Source organism: Mycobacterium sp. NGS22 (assembly GCF_059813095.1).
In genome coordinates this window covers 21,125-46,825 of sequence record NZ_JCALDY010000005.1, presented here as the reverse complement: position 1 = coordinate 46,825, position 25,701 = coordinate 21,125, and the positions used below count along the sequence as shown (strand labels likewise).

Below are 25,701 nucleotides of genomic sequence, written 5' to 3'. Positions count from 1 at the left end.
GGCGACGGTCGTGCGGCGCGACTCGTCAGAAAGTTCGTCCCTCACCGGAGCGGCTGGCGGGTCCGTGTTCGCGACAACCCCCACCGACTTTCCAGCCAGGCGCGAGAAGTCAGTACTCGTCCGCGACGGCCTGCGCGATCAGCCGTATCCGGCCCATGTCCTTGGCGGGATCGCTGATCGTGGCCACCGGCGCGAGACTTGCGGAGCCCGCCCGGAACTGCGGACCTATCACCACAGTGAAGATGCCCGTCCCGGCGTCTCCGTGGACGGCGTGCCCGCCGACGTCGAAATGCTCCCCCTCGTATTCGAGGTGCGAGGGATCCGCGTAGTCCAGCGAAAGGTAGACAGTCGGGCCGTCGTCGACGCCGAAGGCGCATTCATGGGTGTTGAACTCCGGTATGTCCCACGAAATCGCGTGCGCGGGCCGCAACCGAGCCGCAGCGCGGCACGGGTCTGCTCCGGTGATCACGGTTCGGGGCACGGAACTCGCCGCCAGGGACGGTTTCTTGGCGTATTCGCGCAGTGCCACCTGCATCAGATCGAGGCGCCAACGCGCAACCCTCGACCCGCGGGGGCGCCATCACTTGAGCCGTGAGCCGCACACTGCCGGGATAGGTGGCCGCCCACTCGCAGCTCGCGGACACCACCTGGTCGCGTGGGGGCATGTCGGGGCCGTCGAAGGCGTCGGCGACGGTGACGTCGGTGCCGTCGATCGTGGCGTGCCTGGCCCAGGCCGCCGGCTGGGGCAGCACAGCGGGACCGACCGCCAGCGAAATCGTCGCCTTGATGTTGTCAGCGTCCGCTCCGATGCGAGCCCGACACAGAATCGGTGACGTCGGCGCATCGATGGTCACCGTCCGTCCGGCCACCTCGTGCGCCGTGCCGTACAGGGCGCAGATGTCGATGGCGCGGGTACGCTGAATGGTGCTCAGACGCTCGCGATCGGCGTCGTTGGTGGGTGCAACGATGCTGGTGTCAGTTGCCCCGGCCCCAGGCGGATGCTGCGGGGCGTGCTCGGATGTGCACGCGCTCACCACAGCAGCCAGGGCGAGTAGCCCGGTGCCGAATCGACCGCGCCCTGCCACGGCCATGACAGTAGTCGTCCACGCGGCGTTGACCGCCCCATCTGCCGACGACCCGATCCAGCACGCCTACATTCTCTTCGGTACCTATCGAAGGAGTCGTCGCGTTGAACACCATCGATCCCGCCGCCACCGCATGGCTGCTGGCCAGCACCGCGCTCGTGCTGCTGATGACCCCCGGGCTGGCGATCTTCTACGGCGGGATGGTGCGCACCACCGGCGTGCTCAACATGATCATGATGAGCTTCATCTCCATCCCGCTGGTCACGGTGGCTTGGCTGCTGGTCGGGTACACACTGGCGTTTTCCGACGGCGGCGGCCTCATCGGGGGGTTGGCGCACGCGGGTATGAGCGGGATCGGGCCGCAGACGCTGCACGGAAAGGTCCCTGAACTCCTCTACGCGACGTTCCAGCTGACCTTCGCGATCATCACCGCCGCGCTGGTCAGCGGCGCCATCGCCGACCGCGCGAAATTCGTGGGCTGGCTGGTCTTCGTGCCGCTGTGGACAATCGCTGTGTATGCCGTTGTGGCGCACTGGGTTTGGGAACCCGGCGGTTGGTTGCTCAAGATGGGCGCACTCGACTACGCGGGCGGCCTGGTGGTCGAGATCGTCTCGGGTTCCTCCGCGCTCGCGCTCGCGCTGGTGCTGGGTCCGCGCATCGGTTTCAAGACCGAGGCCATGCGTCCGCACAACCTGCCGTTCGTGCTGCTCGGGGCCGGGCTGCTGTGGTTCGGCTGGTTCGGGTTCAACGCCGGCTCTGCCATGGCCGCCGACGGTGTCGCCTCCGCGATTTTCCTGAACACGCTGGTCGCCGGCTGTCTGGGCATGTTGGGCTGGCTGACCGTCGAACAGATCCGCGACGGCAAACCGACCACCTTCGGCGCCGCTTCCGGCGTGGTCGCCGGCTTGGTGGCGATCACGCCGTCATGCGGCTACGTCAACGTCCTGGGTGCCGCGGCCGTCGGACTGACCGCAGGAATCGTCTGCGCCTTCGCCATCACGGTCAAGTTCAAGCTGCACTACGACGATTCCCTGGACGTCGTGGGCGTGCACTTCGTCGGCGGTGTGGTCGGCGTGCTGCTGATCGGGCTGTTGGCCACCGCGGTGATGACGGGCCCGAATGGACTGTTCTACGGCGGCGGTCTGCGTCAACTCGGCAAGCAGTCGGTGGCGATGGTGGTGGTCGCGCTCTACGCGTTTACGGTGAGCTTCGTGCTGGCCAAACTGATCGACCGGGTCATCGGGTTCCGCGTCTCGCGCGAGGACGAGGTGAGTGGGGTCGACCTCAGTCAGCATGCCGAGACGGCTTACACCGAGGGCGTGCTGGGCCATCAGCAGATGCACCGCCAGCTGTTCGGTCAGCAAGAGGCGCCACGTTCGCAGCCCGAGGATGAGGAGGATCTCCGATGAGCCAGCAGGTGCAAGGCGGGGTGGTCCACGAGCTCCCAGCGGACCTGCGCGACGCGCTGACGGCCAACTCGGTGGCACTGGCCCTTTGGAACGACATCACACCGCTGGCGCGCAACGAGTTCATCTGCTGGGTCGAGGACGCCAAGCAGGACAAGACCCGCGAGCGCCGCATCCGCCGGACTCAGGAGGAACTCGAGGAAGGCAAGCGCCGGCCGTGCTGCTGGCCGGGATGCAAGCACCGCGAGCGCAACGGCAAGTAGGCCCGTTTCTTGCTGTGCTGACCGCCGTAGCGCGGCTGCCAATCCGTGCCGACCCGGCGTTGCTGGCGCGCGACCGACCCGGCTAGGGTGAGGTTAGGCGTACCTAATCCGGCGGATCCCTCACCTCCGGTTTAGGCGACGGCCCACAACGTCAACTTGGTTGGGGCAGTGCCGCGTCGATTTCGGTTGCCCGCCCGACCGAGACGACGCACGGGAGGATCTATGGGGGTTCTGACGACGTGACGGCTCCGATCTGGATGGCCTCACCGCCGGAAGTGCATTCGGCGTTGTTGTCCGCCGGGCCCGGTCCCGGCGCGCTGTTGGCCGCCGCGGGGGCGTGGCAGGAACTCGGCGCACAGTACGCCGCGGCAAGCGCCGAGCTGCTCGGGGTGTTGAGCGCGGTGCAGGCGGGGTCGTGGCAAGGGCCGTCCGCGGCGCAGTACGTCGCGGCGCACGCGCCCTATTTGGGTTGGCTCGTGCAGGCGCAGGCCAGAAGCGACGCCGCCGCGGCTCAGCACGAAGCCGCGGCTGCGGCGTACACCGCGGCACTGGCGATGATGCCCACGCTTCCCGAGCTGGCGGCCAACCACGTAGTGCACGGGGTGCTGGTCGCGACGAACTTCTTCGGGATCAACACCATTCCGATCGCGCTGAACGAGGCCGACTACGTGCGGATGTGGATCCAGGCCGCCACCACGATGGCTACCTACCAAACGCTGACGACGACGGCGATGGCCGCGGTCCCGACGACGGCGCCGGCACCTCCGGTGGTGACGGCCGACGCGGCCACCGTCGCCGCCGAGCCCAGCCAACTCGCCGCCGCGGCGCCCGCCGCCGACGCCGGCAGCCAACTCAATCTCGCCGACCTCATCACCCAGCTGCTCAATTGGTACACCGGCTACGTTCAGGATTTGTTCGCGCCGATCGTCAACTTCCTGCAGGACCCGATCGGCAACAGCTTCCAGCTGATCACCGATTTCATGACCAATCCCGCACAGGCATTGGTGACCTGGGGCCCGTTCCTGTTCGCCGTCGCCTACCAGGTGTTCTCCTGGGTCGGGGCCTCCCTCACCTATCCCCAGCTGCTGTTGGACCCGCTGCTGGCCATCACGATGGGAGTGGTGATCGGAGTGGGCTATCAATACCTGCAGCAACTCCCCGCCGTCGTCGCCGAAGGAGGCGCGGCTGGTGTCGTGCCGGCGGTCACCGCCAGCCACTCCCCCGGCTCGCCGCTCGCGGCGCTTGCCCCGACGGTCGCCGGCCCGGCAACCGCGCCGGTCGCCTCGGCCGCGGGAAGTGCGGGTGCCGCGCCGGCTTCGGCGGCCCCGGCGGCAGCCGCGCCGGCGGTCCCCTATGCGGTGGCCAGCCTTGATCCCGGAGAAGGCTTTTCGCCGACCTTCCGGGACCGGACCGGGGTCAAGGCACCCGCCGAAGGGATCCCGGCCGCGGCCGCGGCGGTCTCGGCGCGGGACAAACGACGCGCCCGACGCCGCCGGGCAGCCACCATGCCCGAGCGGCAGTACGCCGACGAGTTCCTCGATTACGAACCCGAACCGCCGCAAGAGCCCTCGGTGGCGGCTTCGAGTCGGGGCGCCGGCGCGATGGGCTTCGGCGGCACCGTCGCCACAGGCGAGGCGGACGCGGCCGGATTATCGACTCTGCCTGCCGACGAGTTCGGCAGCGGCCCGGCGGTTCCGATGCTGCCCACTACCTGGGAACAGAATTAGTCCCGTGATTCAGTGCCGCGAATTCACCCATCCGACGACCTCGGCTGTGACGGGATCGGTGATGTCGTCGTACTCGGGATGCTTCTTGAGCACCGTCACCACCATCGAGCACACCGGCACGATGCGCTTGCCGTCGGTCCGGGTGGCTTCCAACGCCTCCTCGAGCAGGATGGTCGCCAGTCCCCTACCGCCGAATTGCGGATCGATTTCGGTGTGATGGAAGATGCGCTGATCGCCGCGGTCGGCGTAATCGGCGAAGCCGACTCGCTGGCCGGCGACCGCGATGTCGTACCTGTTGTCGTGGGGCGTGACGGTGACTTCCGCACCGGTCTTGTCGGTGGTCAAGAGCGCTCCTTCGGTTGTGGCAGCGGCCTGGGCAGCAGCCGGGTGGTGGGCATCGGCGGCGCCGGAAGGCGGGTGACCGATCCCCGGTATCCCGGTACGGCGCCGAAACGTTCTCCGGAACCGTCCTGGTCTTGCCAGAGCCGGCGGTAGCTGGCGATCTCGTCGTGGCTGCGTCCGACGAAGTTCCACCACATCACCAACTGTTCGCCGAACGGGGCACCGCCGAGTAGCAGCACCCGGGCCGGACGATCCGCCGTATTGCGCAAGAGCAGTTCGGTATGCCCAGGACTCTGATACCCCAGATCGGCCGTGGCCAAGCCGACTCCGCGCACCTGCACATCGCCCCGGTCGCACAGCACCCCGTGTTCGAAGGTCGGATCGAGGTCGAGACGAAGCGAAGCGCATGGATCCAGATCGATCTGCGCGCCGACCAGCGGGCTGAAAGTGGTTGCCGGAGAACAGCTTCCGGCCAGCTCGCCGAGAAAGACCCGCAGCACTGCACCGGGCAGGACGACGGGATCCGGGCGGTAGTGTACGAAATCGCGGCCGGTGTCGCGGGCCGAATCGGGCAGTGCCACCCACAGCTGCGCGCCGTGCAGGACCGCGCCCGGGACGGACACTTCGGAGTGACAGATGCCCGCGCCCGCCGTCATCAAATTCAGTTCGCCGGGACGCACCATGGCTTGCACGCCGGCGCTGTCGCGGTGCTCCACTTCCCCGCTGAACAGCCAACTCACGGTTTGCAGACCGGTGTGCGGATGCGGTGGCACATCCATCCGGGCGGCCGTCGGACCGTAATGGTCGACGAAGCACCACGCCCCGATCAGGGGGCGCTGCCGTTGCGGAAGGGTGCGCTGTACCCGGATCGCGCGGGGTCCGCCCAGGGGCACCTCGCGGGGATGCAGTACCTCGACCGCGTCGTTCTGGACCTGCTCAGTGCCGCACACGACTTCGGCCGGCGCAGTGTCCAGGTTGCTCACCGCCGCGACCCTACTCGGGCTCTACCTGCCCGGTGGCTGCAAGGCCTTCATGGCAACTCGCATGATCGGCTCGGGAACCCGGTCCTTCAACGCCAGCGCTCGGTCTGCGGCGCGAGAACGCAGCGGGGTACCGCGACCGAAGAACTTGTTCAACGGACCACCGCTCGGTTCGACGGTCACATGCAGTGGCGGGGCGTCGACATTGGCGCCCAGCGCGTTGGAGATGACCATCCGCTGAATCTCGCTCGTGCCTTCGAAGATGGTGTACAGCTTGGCATCTCGATACCACTTCTCCACCGGGTGATCGGTGATGTAGCCCCAGCCGCCCATCGTTTGAATGGCCCGCTCGGTGGCTTTGACCGCGACCTCGCTGGCGGCCAACTTCGACATCGAACCCTCGCCCCGCTCGAACGGCACCGAGTTGGCCGCCATCCACGACGCTCGCCACGTCAGCAGCCGGGCGGCATCGATCTGGGTTGCCAAGTCCGCCAACGGAAAAGCGATGCCCTGATGGTCGATGATGGGACCGCCGAACGCTTCCCGTTCGGTGGCGTAGGCGGTCGCGTATTCCAGTGCGGCGCGGGCGATCCCGATGGCTTGGGCCGCGACCATCGGGCGGGTCTGCTCGAAGGTACCCATCGTCGCCGAACCGGACTTCTTGGCGCCGGCCACCACATCGCGGGCCTTGGCGAGTTTGTGTTCCAATTTGTCGTCGCCGCCAAGCAGATTGGCACCCGGCACGCGCACACCGTCGAACTTCAACTCGGCGGTATGGGACGCCCGACAGCCCAGTTTGTCGAGTTTGCGCACCAGTTCCAGCCCCGGTGTGCCGCCGGGCACCACGAACAGCGCCTGGCCGCGATGACCGAGTTCTTCGTCGACCACCGCGTTGACCACGTGGACATTGGCGATGCCGCCGTTGCCGATCCACATCTTGTGGCCGTCGATGATCCAGTCGTCACCGTCGCGACGGGCGCGGGTGCGCAGGTTGCGGACGTCGCTACCGCCTTCGGGTTCCGAGATCGCCAGTGCCGCGAGCTTGAGGTCGCCCGGCGTCCCGAAACACTCCGGGGCCCACTCCAGCATCTGTTCCGGTGAGGCGGCCTGGCCGATCGCCGAGAGCGCCAGCGCCGGCATCACGATGGCCAGGCCGATTCCCGCGCATCCCCAGAACAGCTCTTCCATGAACATCGGCAGCGAGATGCCGGTCGGGTCGCCGATCAGGTCGCGATAGAACAGCGGACTGTAGAAGCCGCGCTGTGCGGCCTCTTCCAGCACCGGCCATGGGAATTCCTGGCGCTGGTCGTACTCGAGGGCCACCGGGCGCACGCACTGCTCGGCGAATTCGTGGGTGCGCCGCGCCAGGTCGTGTTGAGCCGCGGTGGGGGTCAGGTCGAAGGTCATGGGATGCGCCTTTGGCTCAGCTGCCTCGGCCCGAGCGGGGCCACTGTCGATCCCCGTATACCCCGGGCCGGGTTCCGCAACCCGTCGAGTTCACCGGCGGTCAGGCCGCCGTGCGTGGTCCCAGCCGTGCGGGAAGGTGCAACACCACCGCAGTGGTTGCGACGACGGCGTCCTCGCTGCGGGCCAGCAGTTCCGCGTTCTCGGGCACCTGTCGTGCATTGATATCGCCGGCGGCGATGCGGCGCAGCACGTCGTGAGCGGCCGCCAGCTGTTCGCGTTTGCGGTACTGGCCGCCGGGCAACTTGATACCCGCCCACACGCCGTACTCCTCCCGGTGGGCGATGGCCCGCTCCGCACAGAGTCGCTGCTGTGCCAGTGGGCACCGACGCAGGCATTGGATGCGCGCCTCGGTGGCCGAGCGCTCGTAGGCGCGCGCCTTGGCGGCGCCGTCGCCGCCGTCGTCATCGGGGTAGCCAAACCACAGTTCTGGGTTGGCCGAGCAGGGGTTCGCCATCTCATTCTCCTCCGGTGAGCCGAAACGTAGACGGAAGCGTATACACAAGCAGACGACTGCGACAAGAGAAACGTGATAAAAACGTATAAGCACCGCCAAGCTGATGCGGCTGTGTAATATCCGGCGTATGCGCGGAGTCCGCCGTGAGCCGTGAGTCGGCCGGCGCGGCGATGCGCGCCCTGCGCGAGTCGCGGGACTTGTCACTGGCTGACCTCGCAGCCGCGACCGGCGTGAGCATCATGGGACTGAGCTACCTCGAGCGGGGCGCCCGCAAGCCGCACAAAAGCACAGTTCAAAAGGTCGAGAACGGTCTGGGCCTGCCGCCAGGCACTTACTCGCGACTCTTGGTGGCCGCCGATCCGGATGCCGAACTCGCGCGACTCGTCGCCGCGCAGCCGGCGGAACCGGGTCCCGCCCACCGCTCGAGCGCCGTCGTCGTCGACCGGCACAGTGACACCGACGTGCTGGAGGGATACGCCGAAGCGCAACTCGAAACCATCAGATCCGTCATCGATCGGCTGCCGCCGACAGCATCAAACGAATATGAGACGTATATTCTGTCTGTGATCGCTCAATGCGTGAAGGCCGAGATGTTGGCCGCCAGTTCGTGGCGGGTGGCGTGCAATGCCGGCGCGGCGTCAACCGACCGACTGATGGAGCACCTGCAGGCGCTCGAGGCGACGCGAAGCGCACTGCTGGAGCGGATGCCGGGCAGCTTGAGCGCGCGGTTCGACAAAGCGTGCGCCCGCTCGTCGCTACCCGATCCCGTGATCGCCACGCTGATCGGTGTGAATGGCGACGAACTGTGGGATATCCGCAACCGAGGTGCCATACCCGCCGCGGCGCTGCCCCGGGTGCGAGAGTTCACCGAAACGATGGAGTGCAGCGACCGCGCCGAGCACGATCAGCCCGGCCCGGACGGCGGGCGACCCAGTGAGTGAAACCGAACTCGAGGCGCTGACTCGCGCTCACCAGTTGTTCGCCGGCAGCCAGGGCCACCCGCCAGCCGAAACCGGGTGGGCCGCCGACCCCGCGGGTTCCCGTCGACCGTTGAATTCCGTTGCAGGACAAAGTCATTACCGACGCGCGGCGACCCGCGCCCAGGCGGCATTGGTCTCGGCGGCAAGTACGGACTCGGCATCGGCGGCCATCGTCGCCGGCGCCCACCGCGACCGGGCCGACGCCCACGCGCTCACCGGCGCCGTCCTCGACCAGGCCCGCGCCGATGCCGCGTCGACTCCGCTGACACCGCTTGCTCAACGCGAGGCGGTGCGGCGCCGCATCGCGCGGCTACGCGCCCAGCGCGCGCACGTCGCAACCGCCCGGGCTCACTCGAGACGGCGCGCCGCGGCGTTGCGTGCGCTGCGCTATCGGATGACGCACCGGCGGGGGGCGGGACGGCTGCCGGCAGCCAACGGACGGGCGGGCCTGGCGGTGCGGGCCGCTCTGTCCCGGCTGGGTCGGCCCTACGTCTGGGGTGCCACCGGCCCCGACCAATTCGACTGCTCGGGGCTGGTCCAGTGGGCTTACGCGCAGGCCGGAGTGCACCTCGACCGCACCACCTATCAGCAGATCAACGACGGCGTTCCGGTACCGCGGTCGCAGGTGCGCCCCGGCGACCTGGTGTTTCCGCACGCCGGTCACGTCCAGTTGGCGATCGGCAACAATCTGGTGGTCGAGGCCCCCTACTCGGGCGCTTCGGTCCGCATCAGCACCTTGGGCAGCAACGTCGCGATCCGGCGGCCACTGTGAGAACCGGCAGCCGCTCGGCAGGCCGGACAGGATGAGAAGGTTGATGCCATGTCGGAACAAGCCGGAACTTCGGTAGCGGCCATCCAGCAACGGCAGGCCGCGCTGGCCCGCAGACACAGCGCGATCGCCGACGCCGACCGGGCGCTGGCCGAAGCCCTCGCCGGCGCTCATCAGGCCGCGCGTGACAGTGCGCTCCGGCTCGAGGCGATCTCCGCCGAGATTGACCACGCCCTGCCGCCACATGCCGAGCTTGCCGTCGATACCCCGTTGGGTGCACGCGAGTTCGAGAGGTTCCTGGTGGCCAAACAGCGCGAGATCGCCGGGGTCGTGGCGGATGCAAGAGCGGTGAGCCAGGCGAAAACTGCTGTGCTGCAAGGATTGCGGGAGCGGTATTCCGGTTAGGGCAGACAGGGTGAATTGTCCCCGGCCCCATCTGGTGGGTACTGTCCGGCGGCATGGCGACCGAGCAGGATGTCTTGGACATCATGCGGTTGATCGCCGAGCGCACCGGCGACCCGACGGGTTGGCAGGCGGGTTTGACCTCGCAAGAGGTGGTCGACGTGGTCACCACGACGACGACCGGCCAACAACTCGACGCGATCCTGACCAAGATCCGCCAAAGCCATCCCGACTTGTTCGGTCCGGCACCGCAGGCTCCGCACGACCGCGCAGCGGGCGACGCCGCCAAAGCGATCGCCGACGCGGAAGCGGCCTTGGCGCACCAGAATTCGGCGAGTTCTCAGCTGGACCTGCAGGTGGTCTCGGCCATCCTCAACGCTCACCTGACAACCGTCGAGGGCAAAGCGGCGCTTGACCAGTTGCAGCGGGAGATAGAGACCGCCCTGGCGACACGGTCGGATCTGGATACCCCGGCCGGTGCGCGGGATTTCCAGCGCTACTTGATCGGCAAGCTCAGGGACATCCGCGCGGTGGTCGCGACCGCCGGTCTCGACGACACGTCCAAGTCGGCACTGATGGCCGCCTGGACCTCGCTCTACAACGCGTCGAAGGACAGCGGTCCCGCCCCCGACCAACGGCGGCCGGCAACCGGGGAACCCGCCAGTGGCGGTGGCCGAGCATCCGCGCCGGCGCAAACCGCGCCGGCCGCGGCCGCCACCGGATCGGATCCGCTGCTCGACTCGTTGTTGCTCGACGATCCCGCACTGTCGGGGGCACCGGCGCAGCAACCTGTGGCCGCCGCGATGCCGCCGACCTCCGCCAGCCCGGCCGGCGCCACCCCGGGCAGCAGCGGCGGCATGCCGAGTTGGGGTGCACCCAGTGGGCTTTCGCTGCCGAGCCTGCCGGCCGGCGGTTCCGGACGGGACTCCCGATCCCTCGGCGACGAGCTGTTCGACGACGAGTCGGATCCGCGCGAACGCGAGCCGACCGACGACGACAAGCACGACGAGGATCACCAGGAGGAGACGCAACGCGAACCGGAGCCGGGTAAACCGGAACCGCTGCCGTCGGGCCCGACGACCGTCACCCTCCCAAACGGAGAGACGGTGACTGCCGCCAGCCCTCAACTCGCCGCGGCGATCAAAGCCGCCGCGAACGGCACCCAGATCGCCGACGCTTTCCAACAACAGGGCATGACCATCCCGCCGCCAGGTACCGCTGTCACCAATCCGCTGGACCCCGCACAGGTCAGTCCGGGTGACATCGGCATCTTCACCGACCGACACGCATTGGCCCTGGGCCACAGCAAGGCGCTGCTCGACGGGCAGATCCAACAGATCTCCACCGTCAGCGGGCCCAGCTTCCTAGGCTGGGAACACCCGCCGACGCCGGTGCTGGCGGCAGCACCGCCCACCATCCAGCCGCCGGCACCCACCCGGCCGGAGGCAGTGCTGAGCGGTTAGCCGTGATTCGCAACAGGGAGTCCGGCGGTCGCAGCGCCGGCGTACGACAAGGAGACAGCAGATGGCCGATCGAATCCATGTGGTGCCGGCGCATTTACGCGAAGTCGCTGCCCGCCATCAACAGACCTCTGAACATCTGCGGACCATCCCGTCTACCCACGCCGCTATCCAGGAGAGCCTGGATTCGCTGGGCCCGGTATTCAGTGAGCTCCGGGAGGCCGGCCGCGAACTGCTCGAGGCCAGGCGGCGGTGTTACGAGCAGCAGGCCGACGACCACGCCGACATCGCGGAGCACCTCGTGACATCGGCGGCGATGTGGGAGCGGCACGAACACGAGGCGGCGGGCCGGCTCGGCGGCGTCGTCGACGGGGACAGCTGAGGTCCAGCAGAATCCATGACCGACGCCAATCCCGCCTTCGACACCGTGCACCCCAGTGGGCACATCCTGGTCCGATCCTGTCGCGGCGGATACCTGCACAGCGTCGCGTTGAGCGAATCGGCGATGGAGGCGGACGCCCACGCCCTGGCCGAGGGGATTCTGCTGACCGCCGATGTGTCGTGCCTCAAAGCGTTGCTGGAGGTGCGCGACGAGATCATCGCCGCCGGCCACACTCCCTCCGCGGAGGTTCCCACGACCGGTGACCTCGACATGGCGATCGAACGACTGTTGGCGCATCGGTTGCGCCGACGACAGGCGACCAGTTAGAGCAACCAGGTCCTGGCGCTGTCGGGATCCGGCGCGATGTCGACCGGCGGCTCAATCGGGTTGGGGCCGAACAACTCTCGCGCTCGACTCAGCAACGCACGCACCTCGTCGAGTTGCTGCTGCAACCCGGAATCGGCCATGGCAGTAGGCTACTCAGGTCACGCGAACCGCACAATTCACCACGGTTACGCGAGAGGTCTGCATAACGGGAACGGACGCTGCGCGGTAAACCGTTACCCTTACCCGGTGGGAATCTTCGGTCGGGTGACGGCGCGCCAGCGCCTGCGTAAGGCAACCGAAGAGTCGCTCTCGATCCCCACTTTCAGCGCGCCGCTCGATTGTTCCCCCTGGGTGACCGGCGGCTTGTGGCCCGCCGAACTGTCGCTCACCAGACCCGAAACCGCAACGCTCGCAAAATATCTGAGAGCCGACCTGCACCGGATTGCGACGACCGCCAACGACGAGCTCAAAGCCATCGGTCAAGCCGGCATGGCATATTCCGCGCGGCGCGCCGCCGAGGCCCGGGTGATCGACGAGGCCCGTGCGCGGGCGGTGCGGCGAGTCGAGTCGACACTGCGTCAGCTGCGCGAGACGACGGCACGCGCCGCAGTCCGTCCGGACCTGGACAAGACGCAGATCCTGCCCGCCGTGCGGGACGAGCCGCCTGAAGTCGACAACCGGGAAACGCAATTGCTGCCGGCGGTGCGAGACGATCCGCCGGCTGCAGACATGGACAAGACCCAGGTCTTACCCGCGGTGCGGGAGGCTCCGCAGGCCGCCGACGGCGAGCAGCGGTTGCGGCTTCTGCTGGCCTTCGTGGCACGGCAGGAACCGCGGTTGAACTGGGCGGTCGGCGAGCACACGGACGGCACGACGGTGCTGGTCACCGATCTCGCGCACGGATGGGTTCCACCTGGCATCGCGATTCCGGATGGTGTGCGGCTGCTCGAACCCGGTCACCGGACCGGTAAAGCATCGGAGTTGCTGGGTAGCACGAAGCGGGAGGTGAGCTACGCGCCCGGCGACTCGTCGAAACTCTCCGCGGACACCCGTGGCACCGCGACATCGCCGCACCCGCGGGAACTGCCGGCGGTCGCAGACCTGGGCTGGGAACTGGGCGTCGCCACCCACTGGCGCGAGGGGCTGCCGCGGATGGTGAACACGCTGGCCAAGGCCGTCGCCGCCGGAGCCGGCGTCGTCGACCAAGAACTCGATTTGCTACGCGTGCACCTCGACACCTGCCGCTACCGGGTGCTGGCCCAGTATCCGGACGTCGAACCCGCCCTGCTGCTCAACTGCATGCTGTTGGCTGCCACCGAAAGCAGCGTCACCGGTGACAACATTTCGGCGAACTACCACTTCGCCTGGTTTCAGAAACTGCAGGACCTGACGCCCGCCGAACTGCCTGAATCCTGAATTGACGCAGGTCGGGGCCGTCGACATACTGTCCTGGTGTCGGGGTCGGGTCGTCGCGGCGAACTCGGTGACCGAAGTGTCAGCGGTGGTCTCGGTGCCGAAGACGACGAGGCTCTCGTCGAATCGGTGCTGCGTGAACTGAGCGAGGCCGCTGACAAGTGGGAAGCGCTGGTCGCGCAGGCCGAGACCGTCACCTACAGCGTCGACCTGGGCGACGTCTTCGCTGTGGCGAATTCGGACGGACGTTTGCTCGAGTTGAGGTTGCACCCCGAGGTGATGGCCGGCTACGCGCACAGCGAACTGGCCGACCGACTGAACCTCGCGATCGCAGCGCTGCGCGAAGAGGCCGAGACCGAGAACCAGGCACGGTACGGCCGCCTGCAGTGACGGCGGCGACGGTACGCCAACACGGATCAGTACCGACCGCCGGAAGGAGAATGAACAGTGCCGCTCAACCTGTCCAACCGGGACCAGAATTCGGGACACCTGTTCTACAACCGGCGACTGCGCGCGGCCATCACCCGGTTCTCCGTGCGGATGAAGCACGACGACCGCAAACAGCAAGCCGCGGTCGTGCTGTCGGTCGTGCTCGTCCTGCTCGGCGTGGGTTGGATGGCCCTGCTGCACGTCATGAAACCCGCCGGACTCGTCGCCGCCGCGGCCGTGATCGGAAACCGGGACACCGGGGCGATCTACGCCAAGATCAACGGCCGCCTCTATCCCGCGTTGAATCTGACCTCGGCCCGGCTGGCGGTCGGCAACGCCGCCGCACCCACCTGGGTCACCGCGGCGGAGATCGCCAAGTACCCGACCGGGCCGATGATCGGACTACCGGGATTGCCGGACAGCCTGCCCGTGACGGCCGGTGCCGTCTCGGCGTGGACGGTCTGCGACACCGTGCAATCCGGCGCAGCCGCGCGCGGCAGCGCGACGCCCCCGACGGTCACCGCCATCGCCGGCGCACTGGCCCCGCTGGGCAGGGCCGCGGCGATGGGTCCGGCGCAGGCCGTCCTGGCGACCCTCAAGGGGGCGACCTATGTGATCTGGGGCGGCCAACGGTCCCGAATCGACCTGGCCGACCGATCGGTGACGTTCAACCTGGGTCTCGATCCCGGGGTGACCTATCCGGTCGAGATCTCCGGCGCACTGTTCGACGCCATGCCGTCGACGGAACCGCTGGTGCTGCCCTCGATCCCGGAAGCGGGTGCCGCCTCGCGGTGGTTGTCCGGGGCGAAGGTGGGAAGCGTCCTGGAATCGCGCGACGCCGGCGGAGCCGTCACGGGCTTCTATGTGCTGCTGCCGGACGGCGTGCAGAAGATCACCGGATTCGTCGCCGACCTGTTACGCACCGGCGACTCGCAGGGATCCACGTCGCCGATCCTGGTCGCCCCGGACAAGCTGATCCAGATCCCGGTCGTCGACGTCCTCAACGTCGACTACTACCCGTCGGGCAAGTTCAACTTCGTTGACACGGCAGCGAATCCGGTGACATGTGTCGGCTGGGAGAAACAGTCGAGCGACCCGCAGGCGCGTATCACGATCTACACCGGGCCGGGGTTGCCGGTACCGGCCGGTCTGGACTCCCGCCTGGTGCACCTGGTGCGTGACGACCGCACCCCCGACTCGACCGAGGCACATCAGACGTTGATGATGCCGGGCGCTGCGAACTTCGTGGCCACGACGAGCGGCGTCGCGACCGCGGGCAGCCGGGAAAGTCTGTATTGGCTGTCGCCCCAAGGCGTCCGGTACGGCATCCAATCCGACCAACGGACCGTGCAGGCGCTGGGACTGGACCCCCGACTGGCGGTGCAGGCCCCCTGGCCGCTGATACGGACCTTCGCGCCCGGGCCGGCGATCAGTCGCGATGCAGCTCTCGTCGCCCGCGACGCCGTACCTGCAGGTGGTGTACTCGCACCGCTTCCCGACTCCAGCGAAGCCGGGGGTTAGCCATGTCCAAACGAGGGTTCGTCCGCGGAAAGCGCACGCCCCCACCGAATATCCCGCCGGTGCGGGTGGCGGTGGCCGCGCCGTTGGCTTTGCCCGAGCGCGAGCCGCGCAACATCCTGCTGATGATCGCACTGCCGGCGCTGCTGGTCGGGATCGTCGGCACCCTGGTGGTGATGTACGCATCCGGTGTCCGGTCGCTGCAGTCGGGGTTCTTCCCGATGATCGGCCTGGTCGGATTCGGCGCGCTGATGTTCGGCGGGCGCTTCGGACGCGGCCGCCGGATCAGTTGGGGGGAACAGGAAAAGCAGCGGCGAAGCTATTTGCGCCAACTCGACGAAGACCGCGAAGAAGTGCAGCGCGCGGCCGGAGAGCAACGGCGCGGCCAATTGTTCGTGCACGGCGATCCCCAGCACCTCGACACGGTGATCGGCGGTCCGCGCATGTGGGAACGCCGTCCCAGCGACCCGGACTTCCTCGATGTCCGGCTGGGCATCGGCGTACAACAGGCCAGCGAATCAGCGGTCTCGTTGCAGTGGCCGGACGTCCCGGTCGGGGAAGAACTCGAACCCGTAACCGGCGGCGCACTACGGGATTTCATCCTGGAGCAGAGCAAGATCCGGGGCATCGGCAAGGTGCTGAACCTGCGTTCCAAACCCGGGTTCAGTTTCGTCGCCGACGATCCCGGGGACCTGCACGCTCTGGCGCGCGCCTTGCTGTGCTCGCTGGCGGTCTACCACAGCCCGCACGACGTCAAACTGATGGTCGTCACCCGTCATCCCGAGCTGTGGCACTGGCTGGTGTGGCTGCCGCACAACCAGCACGACGAGATGTTCGACGCCTGCGGACTGCGCCGGCTGGTGTTCGCGTCGCCGACGGAATTGGAAGACGCCCTCGATGCCGAGCTGCACCGTAAGGGTCGCGGGCCGTGGACGCCGCCGGTCGGAAGCAGTCCGACCTCCATGCCGTCGCCGATCGAGTCGACGACCGGGCCGTCGTTGGGGCCGCACTGGGTGATCGTGGACGACAACGTCGGCACCCCCGAGCAATGGGAAGGTGTCACCGGACAGAAGGGCATGGCCGGCATCACCGTGCTGCGGCTGGCGACGCGGGTCGGAGTCGGCGTCGGGTTTACCGAAGCCGAACAACGGTTTTCGTTGCGCGACGGCAGGATCATCCACCGGGATACGTTCTACGCCGCGGCCGATGTGCTCGCCGACAGTACCGCCAGCCGGTACGCCCGTGCCTTGGCCCGCTGGTCACCGATGAGTCCGGGCGACCTGTCTGAGACCGACAGCCAGGGCGGAGAACTGTTGCGCGCCTTGGGTATCACCGATCCGCGAGAACTCGACGTCGACAGGCTGTGGGCGGAGAGCCGGGGCCGCGGCGATCCGAAGTGGGCGATGGTGCCCGTCGGCGTCAAGCAGGGCGGGGAGTTGCAATTCGTCATCCTGCGCGCCAAGGACTTCGGTGGCTACGGCTTCCACTCGGTGGTGATCGGCACGTCCGGATCGGGTAAGTCCGAATACTTCCTGTCGTTGTGCAGCGGCATCGCGCTGACCCACTCACCGGACACCTTCGTCGTGATCTTCGTCGACATGAAGTTCGAGTCGGCGGCCCAGGACCTGCAAGGGTTTCCGCACGTCGCCGGGTCGCTGTCCAACCTGGGCAAGGACGATCGTCACCTCGCCGAACGGATGCGCAAAGCCATCAACGGCGAGATCGCCCGTCGTTACCGGCTTTTCAAGGATGCCGGTGCACGGGACGCCAACGAGTACGAGGAAATGCGCCTCGCCGGGCGCGACCTGGAGCCGGTGCCGATCCTGCTGGTGATCATCGACGAGTACCTGGAGTTGTTCATCCACCACCCGGAATGGATCGACTTGGTGATCCACATCGGACAGGAAGGCCGCGGCTGCAACGTCTTCTTCACCCTCGGTGGGCAACGGTTGGATCTGTCGTCATTGAGTAAAGTCAAGAGCAACATCGCTTTTCGGGTCGCGTTGCGCGCGGAGACCGCCGAGGATTCCCGCGACGTGATCGGCAGTGACGCCGCGTTGCATCTGCCGTCGCAGGAAAACGGTTACGGCTTACTGAAAGTCGGCCCGCGCGACCTGGAACAGTTCCGCTGCTTCTATGTGTCGGCCCCGTTCGTGGTGCCCAAGCGGGTGGTCGACGTGAACACGACCGTGGCTATGAGCTTTTCCCAGCCGCGGGCCTATTCCGCGGCGTACCAACCCCTCAGCGAGGCCGACAGCGCAGCGTTGGCCGTCGCCGACGAACCCGACGAGCCGGACGAATTCCTGTTCCACGCCGATGGCTTCCGTAAGAAGAAACTCGTCGACGTGATCCGCGAGTCGCTGGTGTCGCATCCAGCCCGCCCGCCCCATCAAATCTGGCTGCCGCCACTGGAAGTCAGCGAGACCGTCGACACGCTGGTGGCACGCTGGCGCGGGCGGCGATGGGACGTGGCCTACGGCCAGAACGCCGGGCTGGTGTTCCCGATCGGCATCGTGGACATTCCCGAGGAACACGCCCAACGGGTGCACGCGATCAACGTGGAAATGGACAACGTCATGGTCGTGGCGACCGCCCAGCGGGGCAAGTCCACCACGTTGATGACGCTGATGACGTCCGCGGCGCTGATGTATCGGCCCGAGCGGGTGACGTTCTTCTGCATCGGGGCCTCGCTGTTCCCGGTCGAGTCGCTGCCGCACGTGGCATCGGTAGTCAGCCCGACCGACGGCGAAGGAGTGTCCCGGACCATCGCGTCCATCGAGGGACTGATCCTGGCACGCGAAGCCTCGTTCAAGAGGTACCAGATCGACATCTCCGAATTCCGGGAGCGGCGCTTCGGGTTCGACGGCGATACCGTCGCCGGGGCCACCAACACCGACCCCGAGGACAAGTTCGGCGACGTCTTCCTCGTCATCGACAACTTCAGTGACCTCTACGACAAGGACAGCGCGATGGGTGAGCGGGCCATCGCGATAGCTCGCCAAGGGCTGTCCTACGGCGTGCACATCATGACCACGGCGACGGCGTGGCTGGTGGGTCAAAAGCAGCAACTGGTCAATGTCTCCAATGCCCGCATCCAGCTGCGGCTGAGCAACCCCGACGAAACTCAGATGGGCGAGGGATTCGAGCGGAAGAAGGCCGCCCGCAACACGTTGGACCGGCCGGGCTTCGGGCTGACCCGCGACGCCCACGAACTGTTGATCGGCGTGCCGGAAGTCATCGGCGCCGCTGGGGCACGGGTGGCGACCCGCGACATCGGGCCGCTCATCGCGCAGCTGACCGGTGCCGGGCGGGTGGAGAGCCTGGCGCGCCTGCCAGACCGTATTCCGCTGATCGAGGTGGCCGAGGTGTTCGCCGCCACCGCCGGACATGCCGATCCGCTCAACATCCCGTTCGGCATCGGCGAGACTGCCCTGCAGCCCGCGGTGCTGCCCGCCCGCGTGGTGCCCAACCTGCTGGTGGTAGGTCGTCAATCATGCGGCAAGACAACGACATTGGCCGCGATCGGGCAGATGATCGTCGGACGGTGCACACCCGAGCAGGCACAGATCACCATCATCGATCCGAAGACGTCGCTGATCGGCAAGATCCAGGGTGACCACGTACGCGCCTACGCCTACACCTCCGAGGACATCGACACGGCACTCGCTGAACTGGCGCAGTCGCTGCGTGATCGGCTGCCGCCGTCGGGATTGAGCCAGGAGGAGTTGCTGAGCCGACGCACCTGGGACGGACCGCACCATTTCGTCTTGATCGACGACGAGCAGGAACTGCGGCCGCACGGCGTTATCGGCAAACCCGCCGCGACCGCGCCGCTGTGGGGATTGATCGAACGCGCCCGCGAGATCGGCCTGCATGTCATCGCGTCCCGGTTGCCCGGCAACTGGGCGGGCGTGTCGGTCACCAGCCCGTTCCTGCAGAAGATGACGGGCTCGAGGGCTCCGACGCTGTTCATGGACAACGACCCGGCGGCGGTGAAGGTGTTCGGCAGGACCAGTGCGAAACAACTGCCGCCCGGGCGGGGTCTGTTGGTGACCAGCGACGGCGTCATGGAAGGAGTGCTGGTCGGTGAGCCGCACAGGTGAATCGACAGGGCCGGGGAGTCAACCTAGACTCAGCGCAACTTCTCGCCGGACGCGAGCAATCTAGGAGGCGGATATGGGTGGTGGCCTGTTCGGGATGGTGCCGGGCGCGGTGGACTTGTCGGCCGCGGCCGAGGCCGGGATCAGCGAGGAGATGGCCGCTACCACGGCTGCTGGATCGGCCGCGCTGACCGGGGTGATGCCGATGGCCACCGACGCCGACTCCATCGAGTTCGCCGCCGCTCTCAATGCCGCCGGTGCCGCCTACCTCGCGACCGCGGGCGAGCACGTCGGTCAACGGGCCGCCTTCTCCGGCGCGCAGGGCCTGGCATCGACCACCGCCGTCGCCGCCGAGGGGGCCAGCGCGGGCGCTGTCGGGCTCTAGGCAGCATGGGCGATCCCCGGTGGACAGGTCCCCCCGAAGTCGTAGCGGCGATCTTCGAGGCGGGATCCCCTGCGTCGACACTCGCCAACAACGTCGTGTGGGTTACCGAGACCGCGAACGGCGAGCTGTCGGCGGGCCTTTCGGAGATCAATACGCTGGTCACCGCCGCGCAGTGGCAGGGCGTGGGAGCCGTCGCGTCTACGGTGGCCGCCACCGGCCTCAACGCCGGGTTGCAGACGCTGGTGGGCTGGACAGCCGAGAAGATCACGGTGACCCAGGCCGCGGTCGAGGCTTTTATGCTGGCGCGGTCCTCGGTGATCCCCTCGGTGCTCTCGCAGACCAACCGCGACGAGTGGACCGTGCTGAATGCCACCAATTTCTTCGGTCAGAACACCCCGGGGATCGTCGAGCGCGACACCGAGTACTTTGGTGAGCACTGGCCGCACAACTCGAGCGTGGGCTGGACGTATTCGGCGGCGCTGACCGGTCTGATTGCGACGCTGGCCGTCCCCCCGCCGGTCGCGCCGATGGGTGCGTCACCCGCTGCCCCGGCGACGGCCGCGCAAGCGGTCGCCCAGGCTGCGGCCCAGACCGGCATGCACAACGCGGTTCAGGCATCGACGCAGGTCGCGGGGCAGACGGCTTCTGCGCCCGGACAGTCGACCGGTCAGCTCAGTTCGCTCATGCAGGAACCGATGCAGATGGTGTCGAGCATGACCGCGCCGCTGAAGGATCTGGCGCAGGCTCCGATGCAGGCGATGCAAGGGTTCACCAGCATGCCGATGAGCATGATGCAGGGATTCGGCGGCATGTTCCCCTCGACTGGGGCGCCGAATGCGGCGGTCGCCGCCGCCGAACCAGTGGTAATGGCCGGCGGTGCGGCCTCGGCGGGTGGCGGCGGTGCAGGTGGCGGTGGTTTTCCCGGTTCCGGTTTGACCAGCTACACCCGTCCCACCAGCAGCTTCGAGCCCGAAGGTGGTAGGCCGACCAGCCTGCGCGCCGGGATGTTGAACGCCGCCGAGGTCCGCGGACCCACGGCGTCAGGCGGCATGGGCGGTGCACCGATGCCGATGACCCCGGCCGGGATGCTGGCGCGTGGTTCGGCGTCGGACAAGGACGAGGTGACGCGCGCTCGCGTCGTCGTCGACGGTGACCGCACCGGCCACCGGTAGCCCACGCATCATCGCCGAGCGTGTAGCCACTGCGAAATTCAGCGCCGAAACTCGCAGTGGCTACACGCTCGCGAAACAGATCAAGACGCGCCCGCGGGCGCTCATCGCCCGGGGCCGGGCGGCCCGGCGAACGCCTGCGCGATCCCCAGCCAGCGCTGCGCGTCCTCCCCCACCGCCGTCACGTCCAGCGACGCCAGCGGCCGTCGCTGGGTCACCAGGCAGCAGAAGTCTTCGGCCGAACCGGTGACGCGCTGGGCAGCGTCCGACGGGCCCCAGGACCAGGTGTCGCCGCCGGGAGCGCGCAGCTCGACGTAGAACGGCTCGGCCGGCGGAGTCAGGTTGTTGACGGCGTAGGCGTAGTCACGCGCCCGCACCCCGATATGGGCGATCGAACGCAGCCGGTCGGTGGCCGGCCGGGTGACACCGAGGGTGTCGGCGACGTCGAGTCCGTGCGCCCAGGTCTCCATCAGCCGGGCGGTGGCCATCGACGTGGCACTCATCGGCGGCCCGAACCAGGGCAGCTTGCGGCCGTCGGGAACCGTCAGCAGCGCCTCGTGCAGCCTCTCGCGGGTGTCGCGCCAGTCGGCGAGCAGATCGGAAGCTGGCATCACGGCCAGCTCCTCGGCTCCCGCGTCGACGAACCCGAGCGGGTCGGTCGCCGCGCCGGCCAGCACCTCGGCGAACCCGTCCTCGTCGGTGATCGAGAGCAACGACACCCGATCGGTCCACAGCAGATGTCCGATCTGGTGCGCGATGGTCCAGCCCGGCGCGGGTGTCGGCTCCGCCCAGCGCTCCGGCGCAAGCGGCGCCACCAGGGCGTCGAGCTCGTCGCTCTCCGCCCGCAGATCGACGACGAATGGACCTGGACCTGCCATAAGTTCCTCCTCGACTAACTGCCGACGGTCGCGCGTCGCCGACCGACAACACTGTGCACCAGCAGCCCGACCAGATAAACCGCCGAGCCGCACAACACGAACGTGGGGGCATGCCCGTCGTCGGGGATGAACGCCGCCGCCACCGTCACAGCAAAGATGAACGACACCCAGAACAGCGCGTCCTGCACGGCGAACACGTGGCCGCGCAACGCGTCGTCGACGTCGATCTGCATGGCTGAGTCGGCGCACAGCTTGACCACCTGTCCGGCCATTCCGAGCAGGAACCCGCACGTCACCATGACCGGCAACACCAACGTGGCGCCCGCCAACTGGATGACCGCCGCCGCTACCAGCGCGGTGTTGGCCGTCGCGTAACGACCCCACCGCCGCACCAGAGCCGGGGTCAGCACGTTGGACAGGAACGCGCCCAAGCCGGTGGCGGCGAAGAACAACAGCGCGGTCCCGAGGCCTTCGGTGTCGGCGTCTTTCATATGGTGGACCAGCAGCAGGATCACCAGCGAGTTGATGCCGACGACCATTCTGTGCGCGGCCAACCCGGACAGGGCGGCGGCGACCGTCGGGCGCTGGAAGACGGTCCGGACACCGTGCAGCCAGCCGGTGACCACCGCATAGACGGCCGACCCGTGGATCGCGCGCTTGGTGTCGTCGGGTCCGAGCACCCCCGGCGCGAACCGCCGGGACAGCAGCAACGCCAGCGACACCGGAATCAGCGCGGTGTAGATGACCACCGCAGACCCTTCATCTCCGGCGCCGCCGAGCCAACTGAGCAGGAACATGAAGTTAGCTCCCAGGAAAGCCGCCACGGCGCCCGACGCGGTGGCCACCGAGTTCATCGTGACCACCCGCTCGCGCGGCACCACGTGCGGCAACGAGGCCGACAGGCAGGCCGCCACGAACCGGGCCAGACCGTTGGCCAGCAGCGCGGTACACAACAGAACCAGATCGCTGGCGCGCACGGCCAGAATCGTGCCGATCGCAACGATGAAGCACAGCCGCGCGGTGTTGGCGCCGATGAGCACCAGCCGCCGGTCCCAGCGGTCCATCAGCGCACCCGCGAACGGCCCCAGCAACGAATACGGCAGGAACAGCACGGCGAAGGCACGTGCGATCGCCATCGGATCGGCGGCCCGGTCCGGGTTGAACAGCAACGCTCCGGCCAGGCCCGCCTGGAACAGGCCGTCGCCGAACTGACTTGCCATGCGCAACTGCAGAAGTCGCCAGAAGTCGGGCAGCGCGCGCACCGACCGCCACAGTTCGACGGGCGCGCTTGCCTGCAACCGGCTGCGATTCACTGAACCCACTTCCACAAGCGGCAACGGACGGCCTGGCGCCGTCTCAATACAGTACAAATCTTCGCCGGGCACGGTTGTTTGCACCGGTGAAGCCACTGCGGGTGCGATGATGTTGTGGTGGCTCAGTACGAAGACCCCGACGACTCGGTCGCTCCGGCTGCCCAGCGGGTCCGCGCGGGTACCTTGCTGCTGGCCAACACCGATTTGTTGGAGCCGACTTTCCGCCGCAGCGTCATTTACATCGTCGAGCACAACGAGGGCGGCACCCTTGGGGTGGTGCTCAACCGGTCCAGCGAGACGGCGGTGTACAACGTGTTGCCGCAGTGGGCCAAACTCGCCGCCAAGCCGAAGACGATGTTCATCGGCGGGCCGGTTAAGCGCGACGCCGCGCTGTGTCTGGCGGTGCTGCGCATCGGCGCCGAACCCGACGGCGTGCCGGGCCTGCGCCATGTGGCCGGCCGCATGGTGATGGTCGATCTGGACGCCGAACCGGACCTGATCGCACCCGCGGTCGAAGGGGTGCGCATCTTTGCGGGCTACTCCGGCTGGACCATCGGCCAACTCGAAGGCGAAATCGAGCGCGACGACTGGATTGTGTTGTCGGCGTTGCCATCTGACGTTCTTGTGCCGCCCCGGGCTGATCTCTGGGGGCAAGTGTTACGCCGCCAGCCGTTGCCGCTTTCGTTGCTGGCCACCCATCCGATCGACCTCAGCCGCAACTGAGTCGCGGCGCTCGCCCTCAGACCGAGTCGCAGGACAGCGCGCACCCACCGCAGCTACCGGTGCAGCCGGCCTCGGCGGTGACCTCACTACGTAACGCATAGCGCGCGCTCTGCACCGAACCGGTGGCCAGGGTGCCCAGCGCGCCGGCGACACAGATGATCACCACCACCAGCGCGGTGTGTGGAGATGCCGCCAGCGCCACCACTCCCCCGGCGGCGAGCATCACCGCGGCCGCCAGCTGGGTCGGCGCCATCGCCCGCAACGCTAACTGGGTGGGGTCCGCCGTGGACGGGTGGCTCAGCAACCAGATCCCGAACGCGGCAGCCGCTACCGCCGCACACACGCAGAGCACGCCCGCGATAAGCATGCGCTCACAATACGATCCCGCCGATGTGCCCGCGCGGCGGGCTTCGTCGCGGGGTCAGCGCGACGGGGCGACGTTGACCAACGGCGGGAGCGACTGCACCCCTCGCGCGGGTGCCTGCGCTGCGGGTGCCTGCGCTGCTGGGGCGGCCGGTACAGCGACGGGAGCTGCGGGTACCTGCGCTGCTGGAGCGACCGGCACAGCGACGGGAGCTGCGGGTGCCTGCGCTGCGGGTGCCTGCGCTGCGGGTGCCGGGGCGGCCGCCCCCGGCGCTGTCACCCGAAAGCCGCTGATGATCGCATCGGTCGCGGGCCCGTCGCTGACCGCCTGCGACGCGGCGGTGGTCACCGACATCGACACCAGATACCGCTCGGACCCCGAGGTGGCGATGACGTGGCGACGCGAGGTGTTGAGCGTCATGTCGTTCTCTCGATAAGTGCCTTCGATGACGCCCGACGGGAAGTTGCCGAGGTTGGCCTGCGAGGCATTGGTCGTCTGCCAGGCCAGCAACCGCTGGCTGTCGACGAATCCGTGCGAGATCGCTTCCGCGGGGTCGAAGTCACCGACCAGCTTGTAGACGACCACCTGCGCGTTCGACGTGTACACGCTGTTGCCGCCGACCCGGTCGGCGATCACCACGAACGCGTCCGGCACGTTGGGGTCGGGTACCTGAGTCCAGCGCGGCGGCATCGGCACGGTGATGTCGAGCGCCTTGAACCCGAGCGGACGCTGCGCTTCGAGTTTGACGCCTTTGCTTTCCAGATATTCGCGCAGCGTCCCGGTCACGGCCGGCGTACCCGAGGCCGGCGCCGCGGCCGGAACCGGAGCCGCGACGGGCGCCTGCGCCGGAGCCGCGACGGGCGCCGCGACGGGAGCCTGCGCCGGAACCGCGACGGGCGCCGGAGCAGCGACGGGCGCCTGCGCCGGAACCGCGACGGGAGCCGGAACCGCGACGGGCCCCTGCGCCGGAGCCGGAGCGAACCGGTTGCTGTTGACGCCCCCCGGGAACACGGCGCCGGGTGTGGTCGCCTGCTGCGTCGGGACCTGGCCCGGGACGACCGGCTGGGGGACCAGCGGCTCGGCCGAGGCCGTCCCACCGGCAACCATCACGACGCCCAAGACGCCGGCGGCCATACCACCTGCGAACGTTCGCCAGGTGCGCGCGATCTGAATCATTTCGCCTCGGTCCCTCCGCGGTAGCGCGGGCGTTGGTGCGTGTCGAAGCCCGCCACGAGCCTGAATGTAACCACTGCTCAAGAGCACCGACCATGCCCGCAACACACCTGGGATGAACCTCTGATCGGCGTGCAACGCAACCGAGACCAACCCGTGGCCGCCCAATCGGGCGCCGGTCTGCGCGACCCG

At 68.0% G+C, this 25,701-nt stretch carries 27 protein-coding genes; 17 read left to right on the top strand and 10 right to left on the bottom strand.

Annotation, left to right across the window (positions count from 1 at the left end):
• Nucleotides 1–109 precede the first annotated feature (109 nt).
• Nucleotides 110–535 (bottom strand): hypothetical protein, encoded by a 426-nt coding sequence (locus tag AC5Y47_RS05920; RefSeq protein ID WP_499942973.1) that lies wholly within the window; start codon nucleotides 533–535, stop codon nucleotides 110–112.
• 80 nt (nucleotides 536–615) lie between these two features.
• Between AC5Y47_RS05920 and AC5Y47_RS05915 the strand changes: the two genes are divergently transcribed.
• From AC5Y47_RS05915 to AC5Y47_RS05900, 4 genes are all read left to right on the top strand, one after another.
• The gene (locus tag AC5Y47_RS05915; RefSeq protein WP_499942971.1) at nucleotides 616–921 is read left to right on the top strand and encodes a hypothetical protein; all 306 of its coding nucleotides are present in this window, start codon (nucleotides 616–618) and stop codon (nucleotides 919–921) included.
• Between the two features lie 268 nt (nucleotides 922–1,189).
• Complete coding sequence (locus tag AC5Y47_RS05910; protein WP_499942969.1) at nucleotides 1,190–2,494, top strand: ammonium transporter; 1,305 nt, start codon at nucleotides 1,190–1,192, stop codon at nucleotides 2,492–2,494.
• Nucleotides 2,491–2,754 (top strand): YdeI/OmpD-associated family protein, encoded by a 264-nt coding sequence (locus tag AC5Y47_RS05905; protein WP_499942967.1) that lies wholly within the window; start codon nucleotides 2,491–2,493, stop codon nucleotides 2,752–2,754. The genes AC5Y47_RS05910 and AC5Y47_RS05905 overlap by 4 nt, the downstream gene beginning before the upstream one ends.
• A 239-nt stretch (nucleotides 2,755–2,993) precedes the next feature.
• Nucleotides 2,994–4,481: a PPE family protein gene (locus tag AC5Y47_RS05900; protein ID WP_499942966.1), complete on the top strand. Its 1,488-nt coding sequence runs from the start codon at nucleotides 2,994–2,996 to the stop codon at nucleotides 4,479–4,481.
• Nucleotides 4,482–4,490: 9 nt separating this feature from the next.
• Here AC5Y47_RS05900 and AC5Y47_RS05895 read toward each other — a convergent pair whose 3' ends face one another.
• The 4 genes from AC5Y47_RS05895 to AC5Y47_RS05880 form a co-directional block, all read right to left on the bottom strand.
• Entirely contained in the window at nucleotides 4,491–4,826 is a 336-nt protein-coding gene (locus AC5Y47_RS05895; RefSeq protein WP_499942965.1) for a GNAT family N-acetyltransferase, read from the bottom strand.
• Nucleotides 4,823–5,806: a pirin family protein gene (locus tag AC5Y47_RS05890; RefSeq protein WP_499942963.1), complete on the bottom strand. Its 984-nt coding sequence runs from the start codon at nucleotides 5,804–5,806 to the stop codon at nucleotides 4,823–4,825. The genes AC5Y47_RS05895 and AC5Y47_RS05890 overlap by 4 nt, the downstream gene beginning before the upstream one ends.
• A 21-nt stretch (nucleotides 5,807–5,827) precedes the next feature.
• Nucleotides 5,828–7,210, bottom strand: a complete 1,383-nt coding sequence (locus tag AC5Y47_RS05885) for an acyl-CoA dehydrogenase family protein (protein WP_499942962.1) — start codon at nucleotides 7,208–7,210, stop codon at nucleotides 5,828–5,830.
• A 100-nt stretch (nucleotides 7,211–7,310) separates the two neighbouring features.
• Nucleotides 7,311–7,724 carry a WhiB family transcriptional regulator gene (locus AC5Y47_RS05880; RefSeq protein WP_499942960.1) on the bottom strand — a complete coding sequence of 138 codons (414 nt, stop codon included), beginning with the start codon at nucleotides 7,722–7,724 and terminating at the stop codon, nucleotides 7,311–7,313.
• Between the two features lie 143 nt (nucleotides 7,725–7,867).
• On the opposite strand from AC5Y47_RS05880, the gene AC5Y47_RS05875 reads away from it, so the two are divergent.
• From AC5Y47_RS05875 to AC5Y47_RS05850, 6 genes are all read left to right on the top strand, one after another.
• Nucleotides 7,868–8,665: a helix-turn-helix domain-containing protein gene (locus AC5Y47_RS05875; RefSeq protein ID WP_499942958.1), complete on the top strand. Its 798-nt coding sequence runs from the start codon at nucleotides 7,868–7,870 to the stop codon at nucleotides 8,663–8,665.
• On the top strand, nucleotides 8,658–9,476 hold the full coding sequence (locus AC5Y47_RS05870; protein WP_499942957.1) for a C40 family peptidase: 819 nt from the start codon (nucleotides 8,658–8,660) through the stop codon (nucleotides 9,474–9,476). Before AC5Y47_RS05875 ends, AC5Y47_RS05870 begins: the two co-directional genes overlap by 8 nt.
• A gap of 48 nt (nucleotides 9,477–9,524) precedes the next feature.
• Nucleotides 9,525–9,878, top strand: coding sequence for a DUF4226 domain-containing protein (locus AC5Y47_RS05865; protein WP_499942955.1), 354 nt, complete (start codon nucleotides 9,525–9,527; stop codon nucleotides 9,876–9,878).
• 53 nt (nucleotides 9,879–9,931) lie between these two features.
• Nucleotides 9,932–11,338 carry a DUF4226 domain-containing protein gene (locus AC5Y47_RS05860; RefSeq protein WP_499942953.1) on the top strand — a complete coding sequence of 469 codons (1,407 nt, stop codon included), beginning with the start codon at nucleotides 9,932–9,934 and terminating at the stop codon, nucleotides 11,336–11,338.
• A 61-nt stretch (nucleotides 11,339–11,399) separates the two neighbouring features.
• Entirely contained in the window at nucleotides 11,400–11,717 is a 318-nt protein-coding gene (locus tag AC5Y47_RS05855; protein WP_499942951.1) for an ESX-1 secretion-associated protein, read from the top strand.
• Nucleotides 11,718–11,732: 15 nt separating this feature from the next.
• A complete protein-coding gene (locus AC5Y47_RS05850; protein WP_499942949.1) occupies nucleotides 11,733–12,044 on the top strand; it encodes a DUF2694 family protein in 312 nt (103 codons plus the stop codon).
• Here the strand turns inward: AC5Y47_RS05850 and AC5Y47_RS05845 are convergent.
• Nucleotides 12,041–12,184 carry a hypothetical protein gene (locus AC5Y47_RS05845; RefSeq protein WP_499942948.1) on the bottom strand — a complete coding sequence of 48 codons (144 nt, stop codon included), beginning with the start codon at nucleotides 12,182–12,184 and terminating at the stop codon, nucleotides 12,041–12,043. The two genes, AC5Y47_RS05850 and AC5Y47_RS05845, sit on opposite strands and share 4 nt — an antisense overlap.
• Nucleotides 12,185–12,290: 106 nt before the next feature.
• Here AC5Y47_RS05845 and AC5Y47_RS05840 point away from each other — a divergent pair, with 106 nt between their 5' ends.
• The 6 genes from AC5Y47_RS05840 (at nucleotide 12,291) to AC5Y47_RS05815 (ending at nucleotide 21,061) form a co-directional block, all read left to right on the top strand.
• On the top strand, nucleotides 12,291–13,460 hold the full coding sequence (locus tag AC5Y47_RS05840; protein ID WP_499942945.1) for a DUF5631 domain-containing protein: 1,170 nt from the start codon (nucleotides 12,291–12,293) through the stop codon (nucleotides 13,458–13,460).
• 33 nt (nucleotides 13,461–13,493) lie between these two features.
• Nucleotides 13,494–13,847, top strand: a complete 354-nt coding sequence (locus AC5Y47_RS05835; RefSeq protein WP_499943166.1) for a DUF2710 family protein — start codon at nucleotides 13,494–13,496, stop codon at nucleotides 13,845–13,847.
• Nucleotides 13,848–13,904: 57 nt separating this feature from the next.
• A complete protein-coding gene (gene eccB / locus AC5Y47_RS05830; protein WP_499942943.1) occupies nucleotides 13,905–15,407 on the top strand; it encodes a type VII secretion protein EccB in 1,503 nt (500 codons plus the stop codon).
• A gap of 2 nt (nucleotides 15,408–15,409) precedes the next feature.
• Entirely contained in the window at nucleotides 15,410–19,507 is a 4,098-nt protein-coding gene (eccCa, locus tag AC5Y47_RS05825) for a type VII secretion protein EccCa (RefSeq protein WP_499942941.1), read from the top strand.
• 73 nt (nucleotides 19,508–19,580) lie between these two features.
• Complete coding sequence (locus AC5Y47_RS05820; RefSeq protein WP_499942937.1) at nucleotides 19,581–19,889, top strand: PE domain-containing protein; 309 nt, start codon at nucleotides 19,581–19,583, stop codon at nucleotides 19,887–19,889.
• A gap of 5 nt (nucleotides 19,890–19,894) precedes the next feature.
• The gene (locus AC5Y47_RS05815; RefSeq protein ID WP_499942935.1) at nucleotides 19,895–21,061 is read left to right on the top strand and encodes a PPE domain-containing protein; all 1,167 of its coding nucleotides are present in this window, start codon (nucleotides 19,895–19,897) and stop codon (nucleotides 21,059–21,061) included.
• A 101-nt stretch (nucleotides 21,062–21,162) separates the two neighbouring features.
• Here the strand turns inward: AC5Y47_RS05815 and AC5Y47_RS05810 are convergent, their stop codons facing one another.
• Together AC5Y47_RS05810 and AC5Y47_RS05805 are read right to left on the bottom strand one after the other, a co-directional pair.
• On the bottom strand, nucleotides 21,163–21,936 hold the full coding sequence (locus AC5Y47_RS05810) for a TIGR03084 family metal-binding protein (RefSeq protein WP_499942933.1): 774 nt from the start codon (nucleotides 21,934–21,936) through the stop codon (nucleotides 21,163–21,165).
• Nucleotides 21,937–21,950: 14 nt separating this feature from the next.
• The gene (locus AC5Y47_RS05805) at nucleotides 21,951–23,273 is read right to left on the bottom strand and encodes an MFS transporter (RefSeq protein WP_499942929.1); all 1,323 of its coding nucleotides are present in this window, start codon (nucleotides 23,271–23,273) and stop codon (nucleotides 21,951–21,953) included.
• A 90-nt stretch (nucleotides 23,274–23,363) separates the two neighbouring features.
• On the opposite strand from AC5Y47_RS05805, the gene AC5Y47_RS05800 reads away from it, so the two are divergent.
• Nucleotides 23,364–23,972, top strand: coding sequence for a YqgE/AlgH family protein (locus AC5Y47_RS05800; RefSeq protein ID WP_499942925.1), 609 nt, complete (start codon nucleotides 23,364–23,366; stop codon nucleotides 23,970–23,972).
• A gap of 16 nt (nucleotides 23,973–23,988) precedes the next feature.
• On the opposite strand, the gene AC5Y47_RS05795 is transcribed toward AC5Y47_RS05800, so the two are convergent.
• Nucleotides 23,989–24,339 (bottom strand): hypothetical protein, encoded by a 351-nt coding sequence (locus tag AC5Y47_RS05795; protein ID WP_499942923.1) that lies wholly within the window; start codon nucleotides 24,337–24,339, stop codon nucleotides 23,989–23,991.
• Nucleotides 24,340–24,393: 54 nt separating this feature from the next.
• Nucleotides 24,394–25,512, bottom strand: coding sequence for an LpqN/LpqT family lipoprotein (locus AC5Y47_RS05790; protein ID WP_499942921.1), 1,119 nt, complete (start codon nucleotides 25,510–25,512; stop codon nucleotides 24,394–24,396).
• Between the last annotated feature and the right edge of the window lie 189 nt (nucleotides 25,513–25,701).

What these genes read in the sequence shown, in the direction of transcription:
- AC5Y47_RS05920 (WP_499942973.1), bottom strand. Translation starts at nt 535, where the DNA reads ATGCAGGTGGCACTGCGCGAATACGCCAAGAAACCGTCCCTGGCGGCG.
- AC5Y47_RS05850 (WP_499942949.1), top strand. Translation starts at nt 11,733, where the DNA reads ATGACCGACGCCAATCCCGCCTTCGACACCGTGCACCCCAGTGGGCAC.
- AC5Y47_RS05795 (WP_499942923.1), bottom strand. Translation starts at nt 24,339, where the DNA reads ATGCTTATCGCGGGCGTGCTCTGCGTGTGTGCGGCGGTAGCGGCTGCC.
- eccCa (WP_499942941.1), top strand. Translation starts at nt 15,410, where the DNA reads ATGTCCAAACGAGGGTTCGTCCGCGGAAAGCGCACGCCCCCACCGAAT.
- AC5Y47_RS05885 (WP_499942962.1), bottom strand. Translation starts at nt 7,210, where the DNA reads ATGACCTTCGACCTGACCCCCACCGCGGCTCAACACGACCTGGCGCGG.
- AC5Y47_RS05815 (WP_499942935.1), top strand. Translation starts at nt 19,895, where the DNA reads ATGGGCGATCCCCGGTGGACAGGTCCCCCCGAAGTCGTAGCGGCGATC.
- AC5Y47_RS05865 (WP_499942955.1), top strand. Translation starts at nt 9,525, where the DNA reads ATGTCGGAACAAGCCGGAACTTCGGTAGCGGCCATCCAGCAACGGCAG.
- AC5Y47_RS05810 (WP_499942933.1), bottom strand. Translation starts at nt 21,936, where the DNA reads ATGGCAGGTCCAGGTCCATTCGTCGTCGATCTGCGGGCGGAGAGCGAC.
- AC5Y47_RS05905 (WP_499942967.1), top strand. Translation starts at nt 2,491, where the DNA reads ATGAGCCAGCAGGTGCAAGGCGGGGTGGTCCACGAGCTCCCAGCGGAC.
- AC5Y47_RS05855 (WP_499942951.1), top strand. Translation starts at nt 11,400, where the DNA reads ATGGCCGATCGAATCCATGTGGTGCCGGCGCATTTACGCGAAGTCGCT.
- AC5Y47_RS05845 (WP_499942948.1), bottom strand. Translation starts at nt 12,184, where the DNA reads ATGGCCGATTCCGGGTTGCAGCAGCAACTCGACGAGGTGCGTGCGTTG.
- AC5Y47_RS05860 (WP_499942953.1), top strand. Translation starts at nt 9,932, where the DNA reads ATGGCGACCGAGCAGGATGTCTTGGACATCATGCGGTTGATCGCCGAG.
- AC5Y47_RS05880 (WP_499942960.1), bottom strand. Translation starts at nt 7,724, where the DNA reads ATGGCGAACCCCTGCTCGGCCAACCCAGAACTGTGGTTTGGCTACCCC.
- AC5Y47_RS05820 (WP_499942937.1), top strand. Translation starts at nt 19,581, where the DNA reads ATGGGTGGTGGCCTGTTCGGGATGGTGCCGGGCGCGGTGGACTTGTCG.
- AC5Y47_RS05790 (WP_499942921.1), bottom strand. Translation starts at nt 25,512, where the DNA reads ATGATTCAGATCGCGCGCACCTGGCGAACGTTCGCAGGTGGTATGGCC.